The following is a 16,746-nucleotide window of genomic DNA, read 5'->3' on the forward strand; positions in this document are numbered from 1 at the left end:
GACCCGGCCCCATCCCCCTCAGTTCTTCAGATACTTCGCCAACCAGTCCCCCACCTCCTGGTAGAAATGGCGGCTGTCCTCGGGCTTGGTGATCCAGTGCCAGGCGTCGGGCCAGACCAGCAAGCGGCTGGGCACGTGCTGGTGTTGCAGTACCGCCCAGGCCTCCAGCGTATTGCCCAGGGGCACGCGGTAGTCGCGCTCGCCGATGCTCATCAGCATGGGCGTCTTCCAGTTGGCGGCGTAGGTGATGGGGCTCTGGTCGCGCCAGATGGCGTTGCCTTCCCAGGGCGGGCCGCCGTTGTTGATCTCGCGGTTATAGATGCCGTCACTCTCGCCCCACTGGGTCAGCAGGTCGACCTCACCGGCATGGCTGACCAGGCAGCGGTAGCGGGTGGTGGTGGCCTCCAGCCAGTTGGTCAGGTGGCCGCCGTAGCTGGCGCCGCCGGCGCACTGGCGGCTGGCGTCGATGAAGGGGAAGCGCTTGATGGCCTCGTCCGCCGCCTGGTTGATCTCATCGGCCGGGGTCTTCAGCGGGTCCAGCTTGATGGCCTGGGCGAAGGCCTCCCCGAAACCGGTGGAGCCGGTGTAGTCCGTCATCAGGATGACGGTGCCGCCGGCGCTGGCCGCCAGCAGGTGATAGTTCCAGCGCAGGCCGATCTGGTCCGGGTTGTTGCTGGCCGCCCCGCCGTGGATGAAGACGAACAGCGGGTATTTCTTGTTGGGATCGAAACGGGGCGGCAGCACGATCATGCTGTGGATGGTTCGCCCCTTGGCCGAGGTGAAGGTGAAGTGCCGCGGCGGTTGCCAGTCAATGCCCGCCGCGACGGCGGTGTCGATGCTGGTCAGGTTGGTGTGGCCGCCCTTCTCGCCGTCCTTGGCACCAGGGTCGATCTTCACGATCTCCGCCGGGTTCACCGCGCTGCCGTACTGGGCGATCAGCTGAAGCTTCCCCGACTTGGGCAGGGACAGCGCGGTATAGCCACCGACCTTGGGCTGGGCCACCAGCGCGGGTTTGCCGCCCTCCGCCGGGACGCTGTACAGGTTCTCCGCCGGCCCATCCTCCGCCAGCAGATAGACGGTGCGGCTGTCGGGCGCCACGGCGTACTGCGCCGGCTGGCGGTCAAAGTCGCGCGCCACCACGGTGGCGGCGCCGCCCGCCGGCCAGGCCACCCGCGACAGGCGCGGCAGGTTGTAGACCTCCTCATTCTGCGGCATGTAGGTGAAGTACAGGCTCTTGCCGTCCGGGCTGAAGGCCGCGTGGCCGTAGATGCCGGGCGCCGCCGTAACCTCCCGCGGTTCCGCCCCGCCCGCCGCCCCGCCCGCCGCCGGGATACGGTAGAGATGATAGGGCACATGGGCGAAGGCGGCGTTCCAGCGCGCCTGCGTCGCCTCGAAGACGATCTCGCCGCCGTCCGGGCTCCAGATGGGGGACAGCGAGACGCTGCTCTCCCCCTGCATGCCGCCGAATCCATCGGTGTGGGCGAAGGCCGTTCCCGACAGGATGTCCTTGGCCACCGCCCCAGGCTCCAGCCCCTGCACCATCACCGTGGGCTGCCGGTCATCCAGCCATTCGTTCCAGTAGCGCACGGGGAAGTGCTCATAGGTGCGCACGTTGTACTTCCGGCCTTTCCGCTCCGCCGCGATCTTCTTGTTGGCCTCATCATCCGCGGCGCCAGGGAAGACGCGGCTCTCGAACAGGATGGCCTTGCCGTCGGGGCGCCACTGCGGATGGCTGGCGCCGGTGGACACGGTGGTGACGCGCCGCGCCTCCCCACCCTGGGCCAGGTCCAGCACATAGATCTGCTCGGCCTCATCACCCTCGCGCTTGGCGGCGAAGGCGATGCTGCCGCTGTCGGGCGACCAGACGGGGTCGTTCTCGCCACCCTTGGTGCTGGTCAGGCGCCGGGGCGCGGCGCTGCCGTCCGTGGGCACCAGCCACAGGTCGGAGACCGACTTGTCCTGCTCATACGACGGCTCGACCAGGGAGAACAGCACCCACTTGCCGTTGGGGCTGGTGATGGGGGCGCCGACGCGCTTCATCATCCACAGGGTCTCATGCGTGAGGGGCTTTTTCTCGACCGCCTGGGCCGACACGCCGAGCGCCGTGAAGGCGCAGCCAGCCAACAGCGCGCCCGCCAGCGCGCGCGTCACAGAATGCCTCATTCCTGTCCCTGCCCTGTTTATGATTCCCACGTTGGGGGTAACCATACCAGGGAGAGGGAACGGCATCAAAATTTAAGCCAGGCTTAAACGTCGCGCCATAACGTGCGGGACGAAGCGCCTTTAAACCGCCCCCACCGGCCGGCCGCCGGGCGCGCCGTAAAGCTGGTGCGCCCGGGCCTCGAAAGCGGCGACCATGCGGCGGACGGCTTCGCCGAACAGGGCGCCGATGATTTTCTGCAGGATGAGGTTGCGGAACTCGAAATCCACGTAGAAGTCCAAGAGGCAGCCATCGGCGTGCGGTTCGAAGATCCAGTGGTTGTTCAGGTAGTGGAACGGGCCCTCGGTATAGGCCACGTCGATGCGCCGGCCGGGCTCGCTCAGCACCACCTTGGAGGTGAAGCGCTCACGCACCATCTTGAAGCCGATCACCAGATCGGCCCAGAAGGTGTTGCCCTCGCGGCGGCGGATGCGGGCCGCCACCGCCCAGGGCAGGAACTCCGGATACTTCTCCACGTCCGCCACCAGCTGGAACAGCTGTTCCGGCGTGTAGGGCAGGACGCGCTTCTCGGCGTGCGTGGGCATCAGGCTTACTCGGCGGCGGCTTCGGCGGCGGCCCCCGAAACCGTCTGGGGCGGCAGCGGGCGGCCGGCCAGCTTGGCCTCGCGGGCGGCGCGCAGCTTCACGAAATCATCGCCGGCGTGATGGCTGCTGCGGGTCAGCGGGGAGCTGGACACCATCAGGAACCCCTTGCCCCGGGCCAGGGTTGCATAGCTGGCGAACTCATCCGGCGTAACGAAACGGTCCACCGGCGCATGCTTGGGCGTGGGCGCCAGGTACTGGCCGATGGTGATGAAATCCACGTCGGCGGCGCGCAGGTCGTCCATGACCTGGCCCACCTCCTCCTTGGTTTCGCCCAGGCCCACCATGATGCCGGACTTGGTGAAGATGCTGGGATCCAGCTCGCGCACCCGCGAGAGCAGGGACAGCGAGGTGAAATAGCGGGCGCCGGGGCGGATGCCGGGATACAGGCGCGGCACCGTCTCCAGGTTGTGGTTGAAGACGTCGGGGTGGGCCTCCACCACCGTCTCGATGGCGCCCTGCTTCTTCATGAAGTCGGGCGTCAGCACCTCGATAGTGGCCTCGGGCGCCGCGCGGCGGATGGCGCGGATGGTGCGGGCGAAATGCTCCGCACCGCCGTCGGGCAGGTCGTCGCGGTCGACGGAGGTGACCACCACGTGCTGCAGCTTCAGCCGCGCCACGGCCTCGGCCACGTTGTCGGGCTCATGCGGGTCCAGCAGGTCCGGGCGGCCGGTGGCCACGTTGCAGAAGGCACAGGCGCGGGTGCAGACGGCGCCGAGGATCATGAAGGTGGCGTGGCGCTGCTTCCAGCATTCCCCGATGTTGGGGCAGGCCGCCTCCTCGCACACCGTGTTCAGCTTCAGGCCGCGCATCAGGTTGCGCGTCTCGTTGAACACGCCGCCGGCCGGGGCCTTCACCCGCAACCATTCCGGCTTGCGCTGGATGGGGTTGTCCGGGCGGTTCTGCTTTTCCGGGTGGCGAATCTTGTCGGCGGTCATGGGCATGCAGCCTTCGAAACGAATGTTTCCTGAAACATAAGGGGGCCGGGGCGGAAGGCCAAGTGCGCCGGGCGAACCCCACGCATGCATCGCCCCTCCGCTCCGGCCCCGATATCGCCCCAGCACTCTCCCCCTCAACTCTAGCCAGGCTGGCGACCGCCAGCCCCGCAGCGAGTACCGCAGGGCGCAGCGGGGAAGCCAAGCCGCCGGATGGCGGCGCCCGGCAATTGAGGGAACGCTTAGTAATGAATCGCCCGGCCGTAGGCGGCCAGCACCGACTCATGCATCATTTCCGACAGGGTCGGGTGGGCGAAGATGGTGTGCATCAGCTCGGCCTCGGTGGTCTCCAAGGTCTTGCCGATGACGTAGCCCTGGATCAGCTCCGTCACCTCGGCCCCCACCATGTGGGCGCCCAGCAGCTCGCCGGTCTTGGCGTCGAACACCGTCTTCACCAGGCCCTCGGCCTCCCCCAGGGCGATGGCCTTGCCGTTGCCGATGAAGGGGAAGCGGCCGACCTTGACCTCATAGCCGGCGGCCTTGGCCTTGGCTTCGGTCAGGCCGACGCTGGCCACCTGCGGGTTGCAGTAGGTGCAGCCCGGGATGTTCAGCTTGTCCATCGGGTGGACGTCCTTCACGCCGGCGATCTTCTCCACGCAGATCACGCCCTCGTGGCTGGCCTTGTGGGCCAGCCAGGGGGCGCCGGCCACGTCGCCGATGGCGTAGACGCCGGGCTCGTCCGTGCGCAAGTAGCCATCGGTCACGATGTGGCCGCGGTCCAGCTTCACCTTGGTGTTCTCCAGGCCGATGTTCTCGGTGTTGGCCTGGATGCCGACGGCGGTGATGACCCGCTCCACCGTCAGGGTCTCCACCTTGCCGCCCACCTCGACATGGGCGGTGACGGTGGTGGCGCCCTTGTCCAGCTTGGTCACCTTGCCGCCGGTGATGATCTTCATGCCCTGCTTTTCGAACTGCTTGCGGGCGAAGGCGGAGATTTCCTCATCCTCCACCGGCATGACGCGGTCCAGCACCTCGACCACCGTCACTTCAGCACCCAGGGTGCGGAAGAAGCTGGCGAATTCGATGCCGATGGCGCCGGAACCGACAACCAGCAGCGACTTCGGCATGGTGTCGGGGACCAAGGCCTCCTTGTACGACCACACAAACTTGCCGTCCGGCTCCAGGCCCGGCAGGGAGCGGGCGCGGGCGCCGGTGGCGATGATGATGTGCTTGGCCGCCAGGGTCTGGGCGGTGCCGTCCTTGGCGGTCACGGTGACCTTGCCGCCGCCGGCCAGCTTGCCGGTGCCGTCGAACACCGGCACCTTGTTCTTCTTCAGCAGGCCCTTCACGCCGGCGGACAGCTGGTTCGCCACCTGGCGGGAGCGCTTGACCACCTTGGGCAGGTCGAAGCCCACGCCGCTGACGGTCAGGCCGTAGGCGTCGGCGTGCTTCATGTAGCCGTAGATCTCGGCGGAGCGCAGCAGGGCCTTGGTCGGGATGCAGCCCCAGTTCAGGCAGATGCCGCCCAGGTGTTCACGTTCCACCACCGCGGCCTTCAGGCCCAGCTGGGCGGCGCGGATGGCGGCGACATAACCGCCGGGGCCGGCGCCCAGGACCAGCACGTCGAATTCGGTATCGGCCATTTCGGTCTGTTCCCTTCAAAAGGCGCCGGGACCGCCCAACCCGTGGGGCGCTCGCCCTGCGCTTTTGGTCAACGACAAGAGAAATCCCCGGAAGCGGCGGGCGCCTCCGGGGATACGGCATCACAGCATCAGCGTGATGGGGTCCTCGATCAGCTTCTTCAGGACCTGCAGGTACTTGGCGCCCACAGCGCCATCGACCGAGCGGTGGTCCACCGTCAGCGTCAGGCTCATGACCGTGGCCACGGCCAGGGCGTCGCCCTTCACCACCGGCCGCTTCTCACCGGCGCCCACGGACAGGATGCAGCTCTGCGGCGGGTTGATGATGGAGGTGAAGCTCTTGATCCCGAACATGCCCAGGTTGGACACGCTGAACGTGCCGCCCTGGAACTCCTCGGGCTTCAGCTTGCCTTCCTTGGCCTTGGCGGCCAGGGACTTCACCTCGGCGGAGATGGTGGCCAGGCCCTTCTGGTCGGCGTTCTTCACGATGGGGGTGATCAGGCCGCCGTCGGTGGCCACGGCCACGGAGACGTCCACGCCCTCGTACTGCAGGATGCCGTCCTCATGCCAGGAGACGTTGGCCTCCGGCACCTTGCGCAGGGCCACGGCCACGGCCTTCACGACGAAGTCGTTGACCGACACCTTCTCGCCCGACTTCTCGTTCAGCTGGGCGCGCAGCGCCAGCAGGGCGTCGATCTCGCAGTCGACCTGCAGGCCGAAGTGCGGGATGGTCTGCCAGGCTTCGGTCAGGCGCTTGGCGATGGTCTTGCGCATGCCGCTGTTGGGCAGGACCTTGTACTTCATGCCCAGCTTGTCGGCCAAAGCCTTGGCGTCGATGCCCTTCGGGGCGGCAGCGGGGGCAGGCGCAGCGGCAGCCGGAGCGGCGGTGGCGGCCGGGGCCTGAGCGGCGACGGGGGCAGCAGCAGTGCCGCCACCCTTCAGGGCGGCCTCCACGTCGGCCTTCACGATGCGGCCGGACGGGCCGGTACCGGAGACCTTGGCCAGGTCCAGGCCGGACTGGGCGGCCATGCGGCGGGCCAGCGGGCTCGCGAACACGCGCTTGCCGTCATGGGCCGCGGCAGGGGCCGGCGCCGGGGCGGCGGCCGGAGTAGCGGCAGCGGCAGCCGGGGCGGAAGCGGCGGCTTCAGCCTTGGCCGGCGCCGGGGCGGCGGCGGGCTTGGAGCCGGCGTCCTTCAGGCTGTCGGCGCTCTCGCCTTCCTCCAGCAGGACGGCGATCTTGGCGTTCACCGCCACGCCCTCGGTCCCCTCGGGCACCAGGATTTTACCCAGCGTGCCCTCGTCCACGGCCTCCACTTCCATGGTGGCTTTGTCGGTCTCGATCTCGGCGATGACGTCACCGGCCTTGATCGTGTCGCCTTCCTTCTTCACCCACTTGGCCAGCTTGCCCTCGGTCATCGTGGGCGACAGGGCCGGCATCAGGATATCGATCGGCATGGGTTTGATCTCCCCCAGGGGGCCGTGGCGTCAGGCCAGGCGCCCCAAATCTCTGACGGATGCGGCAGAAGGCGCCCCTTCCCATGACGGGTCGGGGCGCCCTCCCGGCCGGTTCAGCGGTACAGCACGGCCTTGGCGGCGGTGACGACGTCATCCACCTGCGGCAGGGCCAGCTTTTCCAGGTTGGCGGCGTAGGGCATGGGCACGTCCTTGCCGTGCACGCGCACCACGGGCGCATCCAGGTAGTCGAAGGCGTGTTCCATCATCACCGCGGACATTTCCGCGCCGATGCCGGCGAAGGGCCAGCCCTCTTCCACCGAGACCAGGCGGTTGGTCTTCTTCACGCTTTCCACGATGGTGTGGACGTCCAGGGGACGGATGCTGCGCAGGTTGATGACCTCGGCGCTGATCCCCTGCTCCGCCAGCTTCTCGGCGGCGGCGAGCGCCATGCCCACCTGCAGCGAGAAGGCGGTGATGGTCACGTCCGTGCCGGCGCGCTCGATCTTGGCGCGGCCGATCGGGATGATGAAATCCGGATCGGTCGGCACTTCGAAGTGCTGGCCATACAGGATTTCGTTTTCCAGGAAGACCACGGGGTTCGGGTCGCGGATGGCGGCCTTCAGCAGGCCCTTGGCATCGGCGGCGCTATAGGGCGACACCACCTTCAGGCCCGGGATGTGGGCGTACCAGCTGCTGTATTCCTGGCTGTGCTGCGCGGCCACACGGGCGGCGGCGCCATTGGGGCCACGGAACACGATGGGGCAGCCCATCTGGCCGCCGGACATGTACAGCGTCTTGGCGGCGGAGTTGATGATATGGTCGATGGCCTGCATCGAGAAGTTGAAGGTCATGAACTCCACGACCGGGCGCAGGCCGCCGAACGCCGCACCCACCGCCAGGCCGGCGAAGCCGTGCTCGGTGATGGGGGTGTCGATCACGCGGTCGGGGCCGAACTCCTGCAGCAGGCCCTGGGTCACCTTGTAGGCGCCCTGGTACTCGGCCACTTCCTCGCCCATGACGAAGACGCTGCCGTCCTTGCGCATCTCCTCGGCCATGGCGTCGCGCAGGGCCTCGCGCACCGTCATGGTCTGGGTGTTCTTGAAGAAGCGATCCTCGTCCGACGGCGGCGGCGCCACCGGGGCCTTCACCGCCGGGGCGGCGGGGGCGGCGGCCGGCTTGGCCTCTTCCTTGGGCGCCGGGGCGGCTTCGGCCTTCGGGGCCTCGGCCGGGGCCTTGGCGGCGCTCACGTCGCTGGCGCTCTCGCCTTCACCGGCCAGCAGGGCGATGGCGGTGTTCACGGCCACGTTCTCGGTGCCTTCCGGCACCAGGATCTTGGCCAGCGTGCCTTCATCGACCGCTTCCACTTCCATGGTGGCCTTGTCGGTCTCGATCTCGGCGATGACGTCACCGGCCTTGATCGTGTCGCCTTCCTTCTTCACCCACTTGGCCAGCTTGCCTTCGGTCATGGTGGGGGACAGGGCCGGCATCAGGATATCGATGGGCATTTTCTTATTCTCCGGCCAGCGATCAGGCTTCGACGAGGATATCGGTCCACAGCTCCGCAGCATCGGGCTCCGGGCTGGTGGTCGCGAAGTCGGCGGCCTCGGTGACGACGGCCTTCACATCGCGGTCGATGACCTTCAGGCTTTCCTCGTCGGCATAGCCCTTGGTGAACAGCAGCGACTTCAGGTGGTCGATGCAGTCGTATTCCGACCGCATCTTGTTGACCTCTTCCTTGGTGCGGTACTTGGCCGGGTCGGACATGGAGTGGCCGCGGTAGCGGTAGGTCTTCATCTCCAGGATCATGGGGCCGTTGCCGCCACGGACGTAGGCCACGGCCTCGTCGGCGGCCTTCTTGACCTCCAGCACGTCCATGCCGTTCACCTGCTTGCCCGGGATGCCGTAGGCGCTGCCGCGCAGGTACAGTTCACCCGCCGAGGCGCGCTGCTGCGAGGTGCCCATGGCGTATTTGTTGTTCTCGATGACGTAGATCACCGGAAGCTTCCACAGGGCGGCCATGTTGAAGGACTCATAGACCTGGCCCTGGTTGACGGCGCCGTCACCCAGGTAACAGACATCGATGCAGCCGTCCTTCTTGTACTTGTGGGCGAAGGCCAGGCCCGTGCCGATGGGCGTCTGGGCGCCGACGATGCCGTGGCCGCCGTAGAAGTTCTTCTCGCGCGAGAACATGTGCATCGAGCCGCCCTTCCCCTTGGAATAGCCGCCCGCGCGCCCGGTCAGTTCCGCCATCACGCCCTTGGCGTCCATGCCGCAGGCCAGCATGTGGCCGTGGTCACGGTAGCTGGTGATGACGCTGTCGCCCGGCAGCTGCGCCGCCTGCATGCCCACCACCACGGCCTCCTGGCCGATGTAGAGGTGGCAGAAACCGCCGATGAGGCCCATGCCGTACAGCTGACCGGCCTTCTCCTCGAAGCGGCGGATCAGCAACATCTCCTTGTAGTAGTGGAGCAGTTCCTCCTGGGTCGGCTCCGGCGCTGCGTTCTCAGCGGGCTTGGCACGGCGTCTCGTGGTCGTGGCCACTGGCGTCTCCCTTCTCAAGCGTGGGCGTTTAGCGTCGCAATTCCCTGGGGGGCAGCCCCGGGGGCATTCCGGGCCGGGTCGGCCGGCACGGCATCACTGCTAACCACAAGTGCAGCGCAGCGCAAGGAGTGTGCACTGCAAAACATTGCTTCAAAAGGATTATTTACGATTAACAGAATTCAGGTTAACCGAAGGATTATCAGCGGTTTACGGCGTTTTCGCCGGCGCGTCCTTATCTTCATGCGGGGCAGGCTTGCCCGGGAGAAGGATCACGAGGTCATCCGGACGGGAGAAATCGAGCACCTTGCGGGACTCTTCCTCCAGCATGTCGGGGTCCAGATTGTCGGGGTGCAGCAGGCGGGCGCGGCGCTCCATGGCCTCGCGTTCCGCGCGAACCTGGTCCAGTTGGGCCTTGGCCTGGGTCACCTGGGTCTGCAGCTGGGTCAGCGCCATCAGTCCGCGTTCGCCCTGCACCGTGTGGTAGGCGAAGTATGCGACAACGGACGCCCCCACCACCGGTGCGACCACCTGGCGTAGGGCGCGGTTCAATGCGGTACGGAAAGAACGGGCGCCAATCATGGGCGCCATGGTTCCACAAGGGTTCCGCAACCGTCAAATGGAAAGCGGCATCTAGTCTGTGTGCCGTATTTAATTCACGCGAATACCAACCGCCGGTCGACGTTGAATCACGACCTCACAAAGAAAAAGGGGTGGAAGCAGCGCCCCCACCCCCACTTTCCGCCTATTCCGGACGATACCGGAACGATGCCCGGTTTCAGCCGCGCTTCAGCGCGCCGCGGCCCGGGAACACGGCCGCCAGGTCCAGCGCCTCTTCGATACGAATCAGCTGGTTGTACTTGGCGATCCGGTCGGAACGCGACAGCGAGCCGGTCTTGATCTGGCCGCAGTTGGTGGCCACGGCCAGGTCGGCGATGGTGGCGTCCTCGGTCTCGCCCGAGCGGTGCGACATGACGGCGGTGTAGCCGTTGCTCTGGGCGATGCGCACGGCCTCCAGCGTCTCGGTCAGGCTGCCGATCTGGTTGACTTTCACCAGGATGGAGTTGGCGACCCCCTTCTTGATGCCGTCGGTCAGGCGGGCCGGGTTGGTGACGAACAAATCGTCGCCCACCAGTTGCACCTTGGACCCGATGGCGTCGGTCAGGGCCTTCCAGCCGGCCCAGTCGTCCTCGGCCATGCCGTCTTCGATGCTGACGATGGGGTAGCGGCCCACCAGATCGGTCCAGTAGCGCACCATGGCGTCGGGATCGAGGGTCTTGTTCTCGCCGGCCAGCACGTACTTGCCGTCCTTGAAGAACTCGGTGGAGGCGGCGTCCAGCGCCAGCACCACGTCGTCGCCCGGCGTGTAGCCGGCGGCCTCGACCGCCTTCATGATGAAGGACAGGGCCTCGTCGGTGGAAGCGAGGTTGGGGGCGAAGCCGCCCTCGTCACCCACGGCGGTGTTGTGGCCGGCGTCCTTCAGCTTCTTCTTCAGGGCGTGGAAGATCTCGGCGCCGATGCGGATGGCGTCGGCGCAGCTTTCGGCGCCCACCGGCATCACCATGAATTCCTGGATGTCGATGGGGTTGTCGGCATGGGCGCCGCCGTTGATGATGTTCATCATCGGCACGGGCAGGATGCGGGCGTTGGTGCCGCCGACATAGCGGTACAGCGGCAGGTCCAGCTCGGCCGCCGACGCCTTGGCCACGGCCAGCGACACGCCCAGGATGGCGTTGGCGCCCAGGCGGGCCTTGTTGGGGGTGCCGTCCAGCTCGATCATGGCGGTGTCGATGGTCACCTGGTCGGTGGATTCCAGGCCGCCGATGGTGTCGAAGATCTCGCTGTTGATCGATTCGACCGCCTTCAGCACGCCCTTGCCCAGGTACTTGCTCTTGTCGCCATCGCGCAGCTCAACGGCCTCATGGGCACCGGTCGAGGCACCGGAGGGCACGGCGGCGCGGCCGAAGGCGCCGGACTCCAGCCGAACATCGACCTCAACGGTCGGGTTGCCCCGGCTGTCGAGAATCTGGCGGCCCTGAATATCGATGATCGCGGACATGGGTTCTTCCCTTTATGCGTCGTGACGGCGGATGCGTCGTGGCGGGACGGTGCCCGTCATAGCCTTTAGGGCCGGCACCAGGCAAGACCGGCAGGCGCGGTATCGCCTATGACGTTTTGAAGGCTGCGGTTGTGGGGTGGATACATCGACCGACCGCACGGGCATGAGATATTATTTTCGCCTCATGCGGCAGAATGATTATCGTACCCACTTTGCTGAAACCGCTATGCTCTGCACCATCGCCGCGGTCCCGGCCCGGTGAACGCGGCCGTCAGTGGAAATGGGAATGTCCACATGCCTTTAAAGCATTATTGGATATACTCGCTGCTGTTGACAGGCATCCTCATAGCAATTCCTGCTATCGCGAAGTCCAACGGCCAGCAGGACATAAGCTCCAACCTCATCGCTCTTTCCCAGCTCGCGGATGCTGCTGGCCGGTCCCCAGCCGAACGGTTCGCTGAAGATGCCGCCGATTGCAATCCCGCAGTCGTCGACGCTGCCATCGCGGATGGCATCAACGTCGATACCATCTCGGATCCCGACAAGATGGCCTTGGACTTGCCCGGCGGCAGCACGGCGCTGTCTCGGCTGGCCGGCGCTTATTGCAAAACGGAAGCTGACCGGATCGCCACGGCCAAACGGCTACTTGCTTACGGTGCCGACCCCAATCATCAAGACGTCGTTGGGGCCACGCCCTTGTTCGAAGTTCGTAACGTGACGCTTCTGAACTTACTGCTGGCAGCAGGGGCTGATTTCTCGATCAAGGACAAACATGGGGAGACCGCCATCCTCACCACCGTGAGTGATGCTGTGGCATTGCGCTTGTTGCAGGTTGGCACCAATCCGGACGGGGTTGATTTTCGCGGCAACACCCTGGCCCAACGTGCAGCAGACTACCATATGCGCCGCACCCTCCGTTGGTTGAAGGTCCATCGGAGGGTTCCTCCAGCCACCCAATAATGAAGCACCGACGGCAGGTCACCCCGCCGCCGGTCGGTCATTCAAACCCGATGGCCGAAACCGCCGATCAGAAGATCGGGTTGGCCTTGGCGATGCGGTCGATGGCGACCATGGTTTCCAGCAGGGCCGGCAGATCCTTCAGCTTGACCATGTTGGGGCCGTCGCTGGGGGCGCAGTCGGGATTTTCATGGGTTTCCATGAAGACGGCGGCCACGCCCACGGCCAGGGCGGCGCGGGCCATCACCGGCACGAACTCGCGCTGGCCGCCGCTGGTGGTGCCCTGCCCGCCCGGCTGCTGCACGGAATGGGTGGCGTCCATCACCACCGGATAGCCCGTCTGCGCCATGATGGGCAGGCTGCGCATGTCGCTGACCAGGGTGTTGTAACCGAAGCTGGCGCCGCGCTCGCACAGCAGGATGTTCTCGTTGCCGGTGGAGGCGATCTTGGCCGCCACGTTCTTCATGTCCCAGGGCGCCAGGAACTGGCCCTTCTTCACGTTGATGACCTTGCCGGTCTCGCCGGCGGCCAGCAGCAGGTCGGTCTGGCGGCAGAGGAAGGCCGGAATCTGCAGCACGTCCACCACCTCGGCCACGGGGGCGCACTGCTCCGCCGTGTGCACGTCGGTTAGGACGGGGCAGCCGAACGTCTCCCGCACCTCGGCCAGGATGGGCAGGCTCTTCTCCATGCCCAGGCCGCGCGCGGTGCTGACCGACGTGCGGTTGGCCTTGTCGAAGCTGGTCTTGTAGACGAGGCCGATGCCCAGCTTGGCGGTGATCTCCACCAGGGCGTGGCTCATCTCCAGCGCGTGCGCGCGGCTTTCCAGCTGGCAGGGGCCGGCGATCAGCATGAAGGGCTTGTCGTTGGCCACGTCCAGGTCGCGGATGCGGACGGTGCGGATGTCGGTCATGGGTGGGCTCCTAAAACCAAAAAGGCCGCCGCTCGTGACGCGGCGGCCCCTGGGGACTCTATGTTGCCCTCAGGCGCCGGACGCCGGCATCCGCCGGCTTGGCTTACGGACCTCACGGTCCGGGCCGGCCGTCGCCGGCCTCCCTTGGCCTGGATCTGAAACCCATGCCAAGGGTTATACGGGCGTCGCCGCTTAAACCAGCCGGCTCTGCGCGATGGCGGCGCTGATGAAGCTGGTGAACAACGGGTGCGGCTCGAACGGCTTGGACTTCAGCTCCGGATGGAACTGCACGCCGATGAACCAGGGGTGCGACGGGATCTCGACGATCTCCGGCAGCTCGCCATCGGGCGACAGGCCGGAGAACTTCAGGCCCACCTTCTCCAGCTGGTCCTTGTAGGTGATGTTCACCTCATAGCGGTGGCGGTGACGCTCCTCGATATGGTTGGCGCCATAGACCTCCGCAACCTTGGAGCCGGGCAGCAGCTGGCAGGGGTAGGCGCCCAGCCGCATGGTGCCGCCCAGGTCGCCCTCGGCGCCACGCTTCTCGGTGTCGTTGCCACGCACCCACTCAGTCATCAGGCCGACGACCGGGTGCTTGTACTTGTGGCCGAACTCGGACGAGCCCGCGTCCTCCAGGCCCGCCAAGTGGCGGCTGGCCTCGATGACCGCCATCTGCATGCCGAAGCAGATGCCGAAATAGGGCACGTTGCGCTCGCGCGCGAACTGGGCCGCGCGGATCTTGCCCTCGGACCCACGCTCGCCGAAGCCGCCGGGAACCAGGATGCCGTGCACCCCCTCCAGCCGCTGCACGGCGCCGCCGCCTTCGAAGATTTCGCTATCGATCCAATCCAGCTTGACCTTGACGTTGTTGGCGATGCCGCCATGCGTCAAGGCCTCGGCCAGCGACTTGTAGCTGTCCAGCAGGCTGGTGTACTTGCCGACCACGGCGATGGTGACCTCACCCTCCGGCTGGCGGACACGGGCGGCGATCTCCTTCCAGCGGGAGAGATCCGGCGCCTCGTCGGCCGGCAGGCCGAAGTAGCGCAGCACCTGCTCGTCGAAGCCCTGCTCGTGATAGCTGACCGGCACGTGGTAGATGGTGTCCACGTCCAGGGCGGCGATCACCCGCTCCTGCCGGATGTTGCAGAACAGGGCGATCTTGCGGCGCTCGTTCTCCGGGATGGGGCGGTCGGAGCGGCACAGCAGGATGGACGGCTGGATGCCGACCGACAGCAGCTCCTTCACCGAGTGCTGGGTGGGCTTGGTCTTCAGCTCGCCCGCCGACGGGATGTAGGGCAGCAGGGTCAGGTGGATGAACAGCGCCCGCTCCGGCCCCAAATCGTTGCCCAGCTGGCGGATGGCCTCCAGGAAGGGGGTGCTTTCGATGTCGCCGACCGTGCCGCCGATCTCGCACAGGATGAAGTCCTCATCCTTCACGTCGCCCAGGATGAACTCCTTGATGGCGTCGGTGACGTGCGGGATCACCTGCACGGTGGCGCCCAGGTAGTCGCCGCGGCGCTCCTTGGCGATCACGTTGGAATAGATGCGGCCGGTGGTGATGTTGTCCGTCTGCCGGGCCGAGACGCCGGTGAAGCGCTCGTAATGGCCCAGATCCAGGTCGGTCTCCGCACCGTCGTCGGTCACGAACACCTCACCATGCTGGTAGGGGCTCATGGTGCCGGGGTCGACGTTCAGGTAGGGGTCGAGCTTGCGCAGGCGGACCTTGTAGCCACGGGCCTGGAGCAAAGCACCCAGAGCGGCCGACGCCAGTCCCTTACCCAAGGAAGAGACCACGCCGCCGGTGATGAAAATGAAGCGCGTCATGGAAGCCTAGTTTAGCTAAAGGCCGCATGTCGGGCCAACGCGAATGCGCCGGCCCCCCGAATTGAAAGAGGCGGCTTTCGCCGCCTCCGTTAGTGTCGCCCGCCTTTACTGGCCGGTCGGAACTTTGGGCTCGCCAGAGGTGGGAGCCGGAGAGGTGGTCGCCGGTGCCGGCTGCTGCGCCGCTGGAGCGCCAGTGGGGGCCGCCGGCTGGTCGCCGGAGGGCACGGCGCCAGGCACGGCACCCGGAGCGGGCGTGGCCGGGGCCGGAGCGGCGGTGGCCGGCAGCTTGTCGAACACCGAATCATGGTGCGTGGCCGCACGGTTCAGCAGGGCCAGCACCAGGCTGGTCACCAGGAAGGCGCCGAACAGGATGGAGGTGGTGCGGGTCAGCAGGTTGGCGCTGCCCCGGGCCGTCATGAAGCCGCCCATGGTGCCGCCGCCCATGCCCAGCCCGCCGCCCTCAGAGCGCTGGACCAGGACGACACCGACCAGCGCGATGCCGATCAGAATGTGCAAAACCAGGACGACGGTGGACATCGAAGCAGCAATCCTATCCAGCAGGCCAAACGCTTGGTTCAGACCAAAAGTTGGTTATGGCAAAACATGAAATAGCCGGCCGCCCCGTCCGGGGGCGGCCGACCTGCTCGCGCATCTCTTTACCCAGTCCGAACCCGGGGCGCTAGCGGCAAGTTTCCGCGATGGCCCAGAATTCGTCCGCCTTCAAGCTGGCGCCGCCGACCAGCGCCCCGTCCACATCGTCGATGTGCAACAGGCTGGCCGCGTTGTCCGGCTTAACGGAACCGCCATATAAGATGCGCACCGCGTCCGGCTGATCAACCAGCGTTGCGAGACGTCCCCTGATCATGGAATGCATGGCTGCCACGTCCCTGGGCGTGGGCGTGCGCCCCGTGCCGATGGCCCAGACGGGCTCATAGGCCACCACGGTGTTGGCCGCCGTGGCGCCCTCGGGCATGGAATCGTCCACCATGCGGGCGATGACGTCCATGGCCCGGCCGGCGTCGCGCTCGGCCTCCGTCTCACCCACGCAGACGATGGCGATCAGGCCGGCGCGGTGGGCGGCGGCGGCCTTGGCCCTCACCTCCACGCTCTGCTCGCCATGGCCCTGCCGCCGCTCGGAATGGCCGACGATGACGTACCGGCAGCCGGCGTCGGCCAGCATGGGGGCCCCGATGTCCCCGGTGTGGGCCCCCGAATCCTTGCCATGGCAATCCTGGCCGCCGACGCTGACCGGCGCGTCGGACACGGCCTGGACCACGGTGTGGATGAGGGTGGCGGGCGGACACAACAGCATGTCGAAGGCGACGTCACCCGCCCCCAGCATGCGGCCGGCGAGGTCGGAGGCCAATGCCGTCCCCCCTTCCCTCAGCCCATGCATCTTCCAATTACCGACAATGAATTTGCGGCGCATTTCCTTTGTTCTCCCCGAGTTTAACGCACTCAAAAGGGAAGCATCCGCGCGGCGGCCTTTTAGGTTTGGGTGGCCCACCTTGTCACGGTTGTCCCTGTCGTCATGCTGTAACAGTCATGGGCCGGCATTTCCATGATTCAGGCCGTGACAAGACGGTGAATCGGCACGCCCGGCCCATGCGCCCCGGCCTATGCGCG

General features: G+C 66.6%; 14 protein-coding genes. 1 reads left to right on the forward strand and 13 read right to left on the reverse strand.

Annotated elements, in window-relative coordinates:
• Positions 1-18: 18 nt before the first annotated feature.
• The 9 genes from FBZ89_RS17840 to eno form a co-directional block, all read right to left on the reverse strand.
• Positions 19-2,163 (reverse strand): S9 family peptidase, encoded by a 2,145-nt coding sequence (locus FBZ89_RS17840; RefSeq protein WP_186457420.1) that lies wholly within the window; start codon positions 2,161-2,163, stop codon positions 19-21.
• Positions 2,164-2,283: 120 nt separating this feature from the next.
• The gene (locus FBZ89_RS17845) at positions 2,284-2,745 is read right to left on the reverse strand and encodes a type II toxin-antitoxin system RatA family toxin (RefSeq protein WP_088871565.1); all 462 of its coding nucleotides are present in this window, start codon (positions 2,743-2,745) and stop codon (positions 2,284-2,286) included.
• A 5-nt stretch (positions 2,746-2,750) separates the two neighbouring features.
• Entirely contained in the window at positions 2,751-3,746 is a 996-nt protein-coding gene (lipA, locus tag FBZ89_RS17850; RefSeq protein WP_145751229.1) for a lipoyl synthase, read from the reverse strand.
• A gap of 233 nt (positions 3,747-3,979) precedes the next feature.
• Positions 3,980-5,380 carry a dihydrolipoyl dehydrogenase gene (gene lpdA, locus FBZ89_RS17855; protein WP_145751230.1) on the reverse strand — a complete coding sequence of 467 codons (1,401 nt, stop codon included), beginning with the start codon at positions 5,378-5,380 and terminating at the stop codon, positions 3,980-3,982.
• 120 nt (positions 5,381-5,500) lie between these two features.
• Positions 5,501-6,832: a pyruvate dehydrogenase complex dihydrolipoamide acetyltransferase gene (locus FBZ89_RS17860; RefSeq protein ID WP_145751231.1), complete on the reverse strand. Its 1,332-nt coding sequence runs from the start codon at positions 6,830-6,832 to the stop codon at positions 5,501-5,503.
• A gap of 113 nt (positions 6,833-6,945) precedes the next feature.
• A complete protein-coding gene (locus FBZ89_RS17865; RefSeq protein ID WP_145751232.1) occupies positions 6,946-8,337 on the reverse strand; it encodes a pyruvate dehydrogenase complex E1 component subunit beta in 1,392 nt (463 codons plus the stop codon).
• Between the two features lie 22 nt (positions 8,338-8,359).
• The gene (gene pdhA, locus FBZ89_RS17870; protein WP_145751233.1) at positions 8,360-9,373 is read right to left on the reverse strand and encodes a pyruvate dehydrogenase (acetyl-transferring) E1 component subunit alpha; all 1,014 of its coding nucleotides are present in this window, start codon (positions 9,371-9,373) and stop codon (positions 8,360-8,362) included.
• 207 nt (positions 9,374-9,580) lie between these two features.
• Positions 9,581-9,952 (reverse strand): FtsB family cell division protein, encoded by a 372-nt coding sequence (locus FBZ89_RS17875; protein ID WP_145751234.1) that lies wholly within the window; start codon positions 9,950-9,952, stop codon positions 9,581-9,583.
• Positions 9,953-10,148: 196 nt separating this feature from the next.
• Entirely contained in the window at positions 10,149-11,429 is a 1,281-nt protein-coding gene (eno, locus tag FBZ89_RS17880; protein ID WP_145751235.1) for a phosphopyruvate hydratase, read from the reverse strand.
• 294 nt (positions 11,430-11,723) lie between these two features.
• On the opposite strand from eno, the gene FBZ89_RS17885 reads away from it, so the two are divergent.
• Entirely contained in the window at positions 11,724-12,389 is a 666-nt protein-coding gene (locus FBZ89_RS17885; protein ID WP_145751236.1) for an ankyrin repeat domain-containing protein, read from the forward strand.
• A gap of 67 nt (positions 12,390-12,456) precedes the next feature.
• On the opposite strand, the gene kdsA is transcribed toward FBZ89_RS17885, so the two are convergent.
• From kdsA to tpiA, 4 genes are all read right to left on the reverse strand, one after another.
• A complete protein-coding gene (gene kdsA, locus FBZ89_RS17890; RefSeq protein WP_145751237.1) occupies positions 12,457-13,296 on the reverse strand; it encodes a 3-deoxy-8-phosphooctulonate synthase in 840 nt (279 codons plus the stop codon).
• 192 nt (positions 13,297-13,488) lie between these two features.
• Positions 13,489-15,120 (reverse strand): CTP synthase, encoded by a 1,632-nt coding sequence (locus tag FBZ89_RS17895; RefSeq protein WP_145751238.1) that lies wholly within the window; start codon positions 15,118-15,120, stop codon positions 13,489-13,491.
• Positions 15,121-15,225: 105 nt separating this feature from the next.
• The gene (secG, locus tag FBZ89_RS17900; RefSeq protein WP_145751239.1) at positions 15,226-15,657 is read right to left on the reverse strand and encodes a preprotein translocase subunit SecG; all 432 of its coding nucleotides are present in this window, start codon (positions 15,655-15,657) and stop codon (positions 15,226-15,228) included.
• 142 nt (positions 15,658-15,799) lie between these two features.
• Complete coding sequence (tpiA, locus tag FBZ89_RS17905; RefSeq protein ID WP_088871575.1) at positions 15,800-16,549, reverse strand: triose-phosphate isomerase; 750 nt, start codon at positions 16,547-16,549, stop codon at positions 15,800-15,802.
• Positions 16,550-16,746: the final 197 nt, after the last annotated feature.

Source organism: Nitrospirillum amazonense (assembly GCF_007828045.1).
GTDB lineage: Bacteria > Pseudomonadota > Alphaproteobacteria > Azospirillales > Azospirillaceae > Nitrospirillum > Nitrospirillum amazonense_C.

Coding starts and splice junctions, on each gene's coding strand:
- FBZ89_RS17840 (WP_186457420.1), bottom strand. CDS start 2,163: ATGAGGCATTCTGTGACGCGCGCGCTGGCGGGCGCGCTGTTGGCTGGC.
- FBZ89_RS17845 (WP_088871565.1), bottom strand. CDS start 2,745: ATGCCCACGCACGCCGAGAAGCGCGTCCTGCCCTACACGCCGGAACAG.
- lipA (WP_145751229.1), bottom strand. CDS start 3,746: ATGCCCATGACCGCCGACAAGATTCGCCACCCGGAAAAGCAGAACCGC.
- lpdA (WP_145751230.1), bottom strand. CDS start 5,380: ATGGCCGATACCGAATTCGACGTGCTGGTCCTGGGCGCCGGCCCCGGC.
- FBZ89_RS17860 (WP_145751231.1), bottom strand. CDS start 6,832: ATGCCGATCGATATCCTGATGCCGGCCCTGTCGCCCACGATGACCGAG.
- FBZ89_RS17865 (WP_145751232.1), bottom strand. CDS start 8,337: ATGCCCATCGATATCCTGATGCCGGCCCTGTCCCCCACCATGACCGAA.
- FBZ89_RS17875 (WP_145751234.1), bottom strand. CDS start 9,952: ATGATTGGCGCCCGTTCTTTCCGTACCGCATTGAACCGCGCCCTACGC.
- eno (WP_145751235.1), bottom strand. CDS start 11,429: ATGTCCGCGATCATCGATATTCAGGGCCGCCAGATTCTCGACAGCCGG.
- FBZ89_RS17885 (WP_145751236.1), top strand. CDS start 11,724: ATGCCTTTAAAGCATTATTGGATATACTCGCTGCTGTTGACAGGCATC.
- kdsA (WP_145751237.1), bottom strand. CDS start 13,296: ATGACCGACATCCGCACCGTCCGCATCCGCGACCTGGACGTGGCCAAC.
- FBZ89_RS17895 (WP_145751238.1), bottom strand. CDS start 15,120: ATGACGCGCTTCATTTTCATCACCGGCGGCGTGGTCTCTTCCTTGGGT.
- secG (WP_145751239.1), bottom strand. CDS start 15,657: ATGTCCACCGTCGTCCTGGTTTTGCACATTCTGATCGGCATCGCGCTG.
- tpiA (WP_088871575.1), bottom strand. CDS start 16,549: ATGCGCCGCAAATTCATTGTCGGTAATTGGAAGATGCATGGGCTGAGG.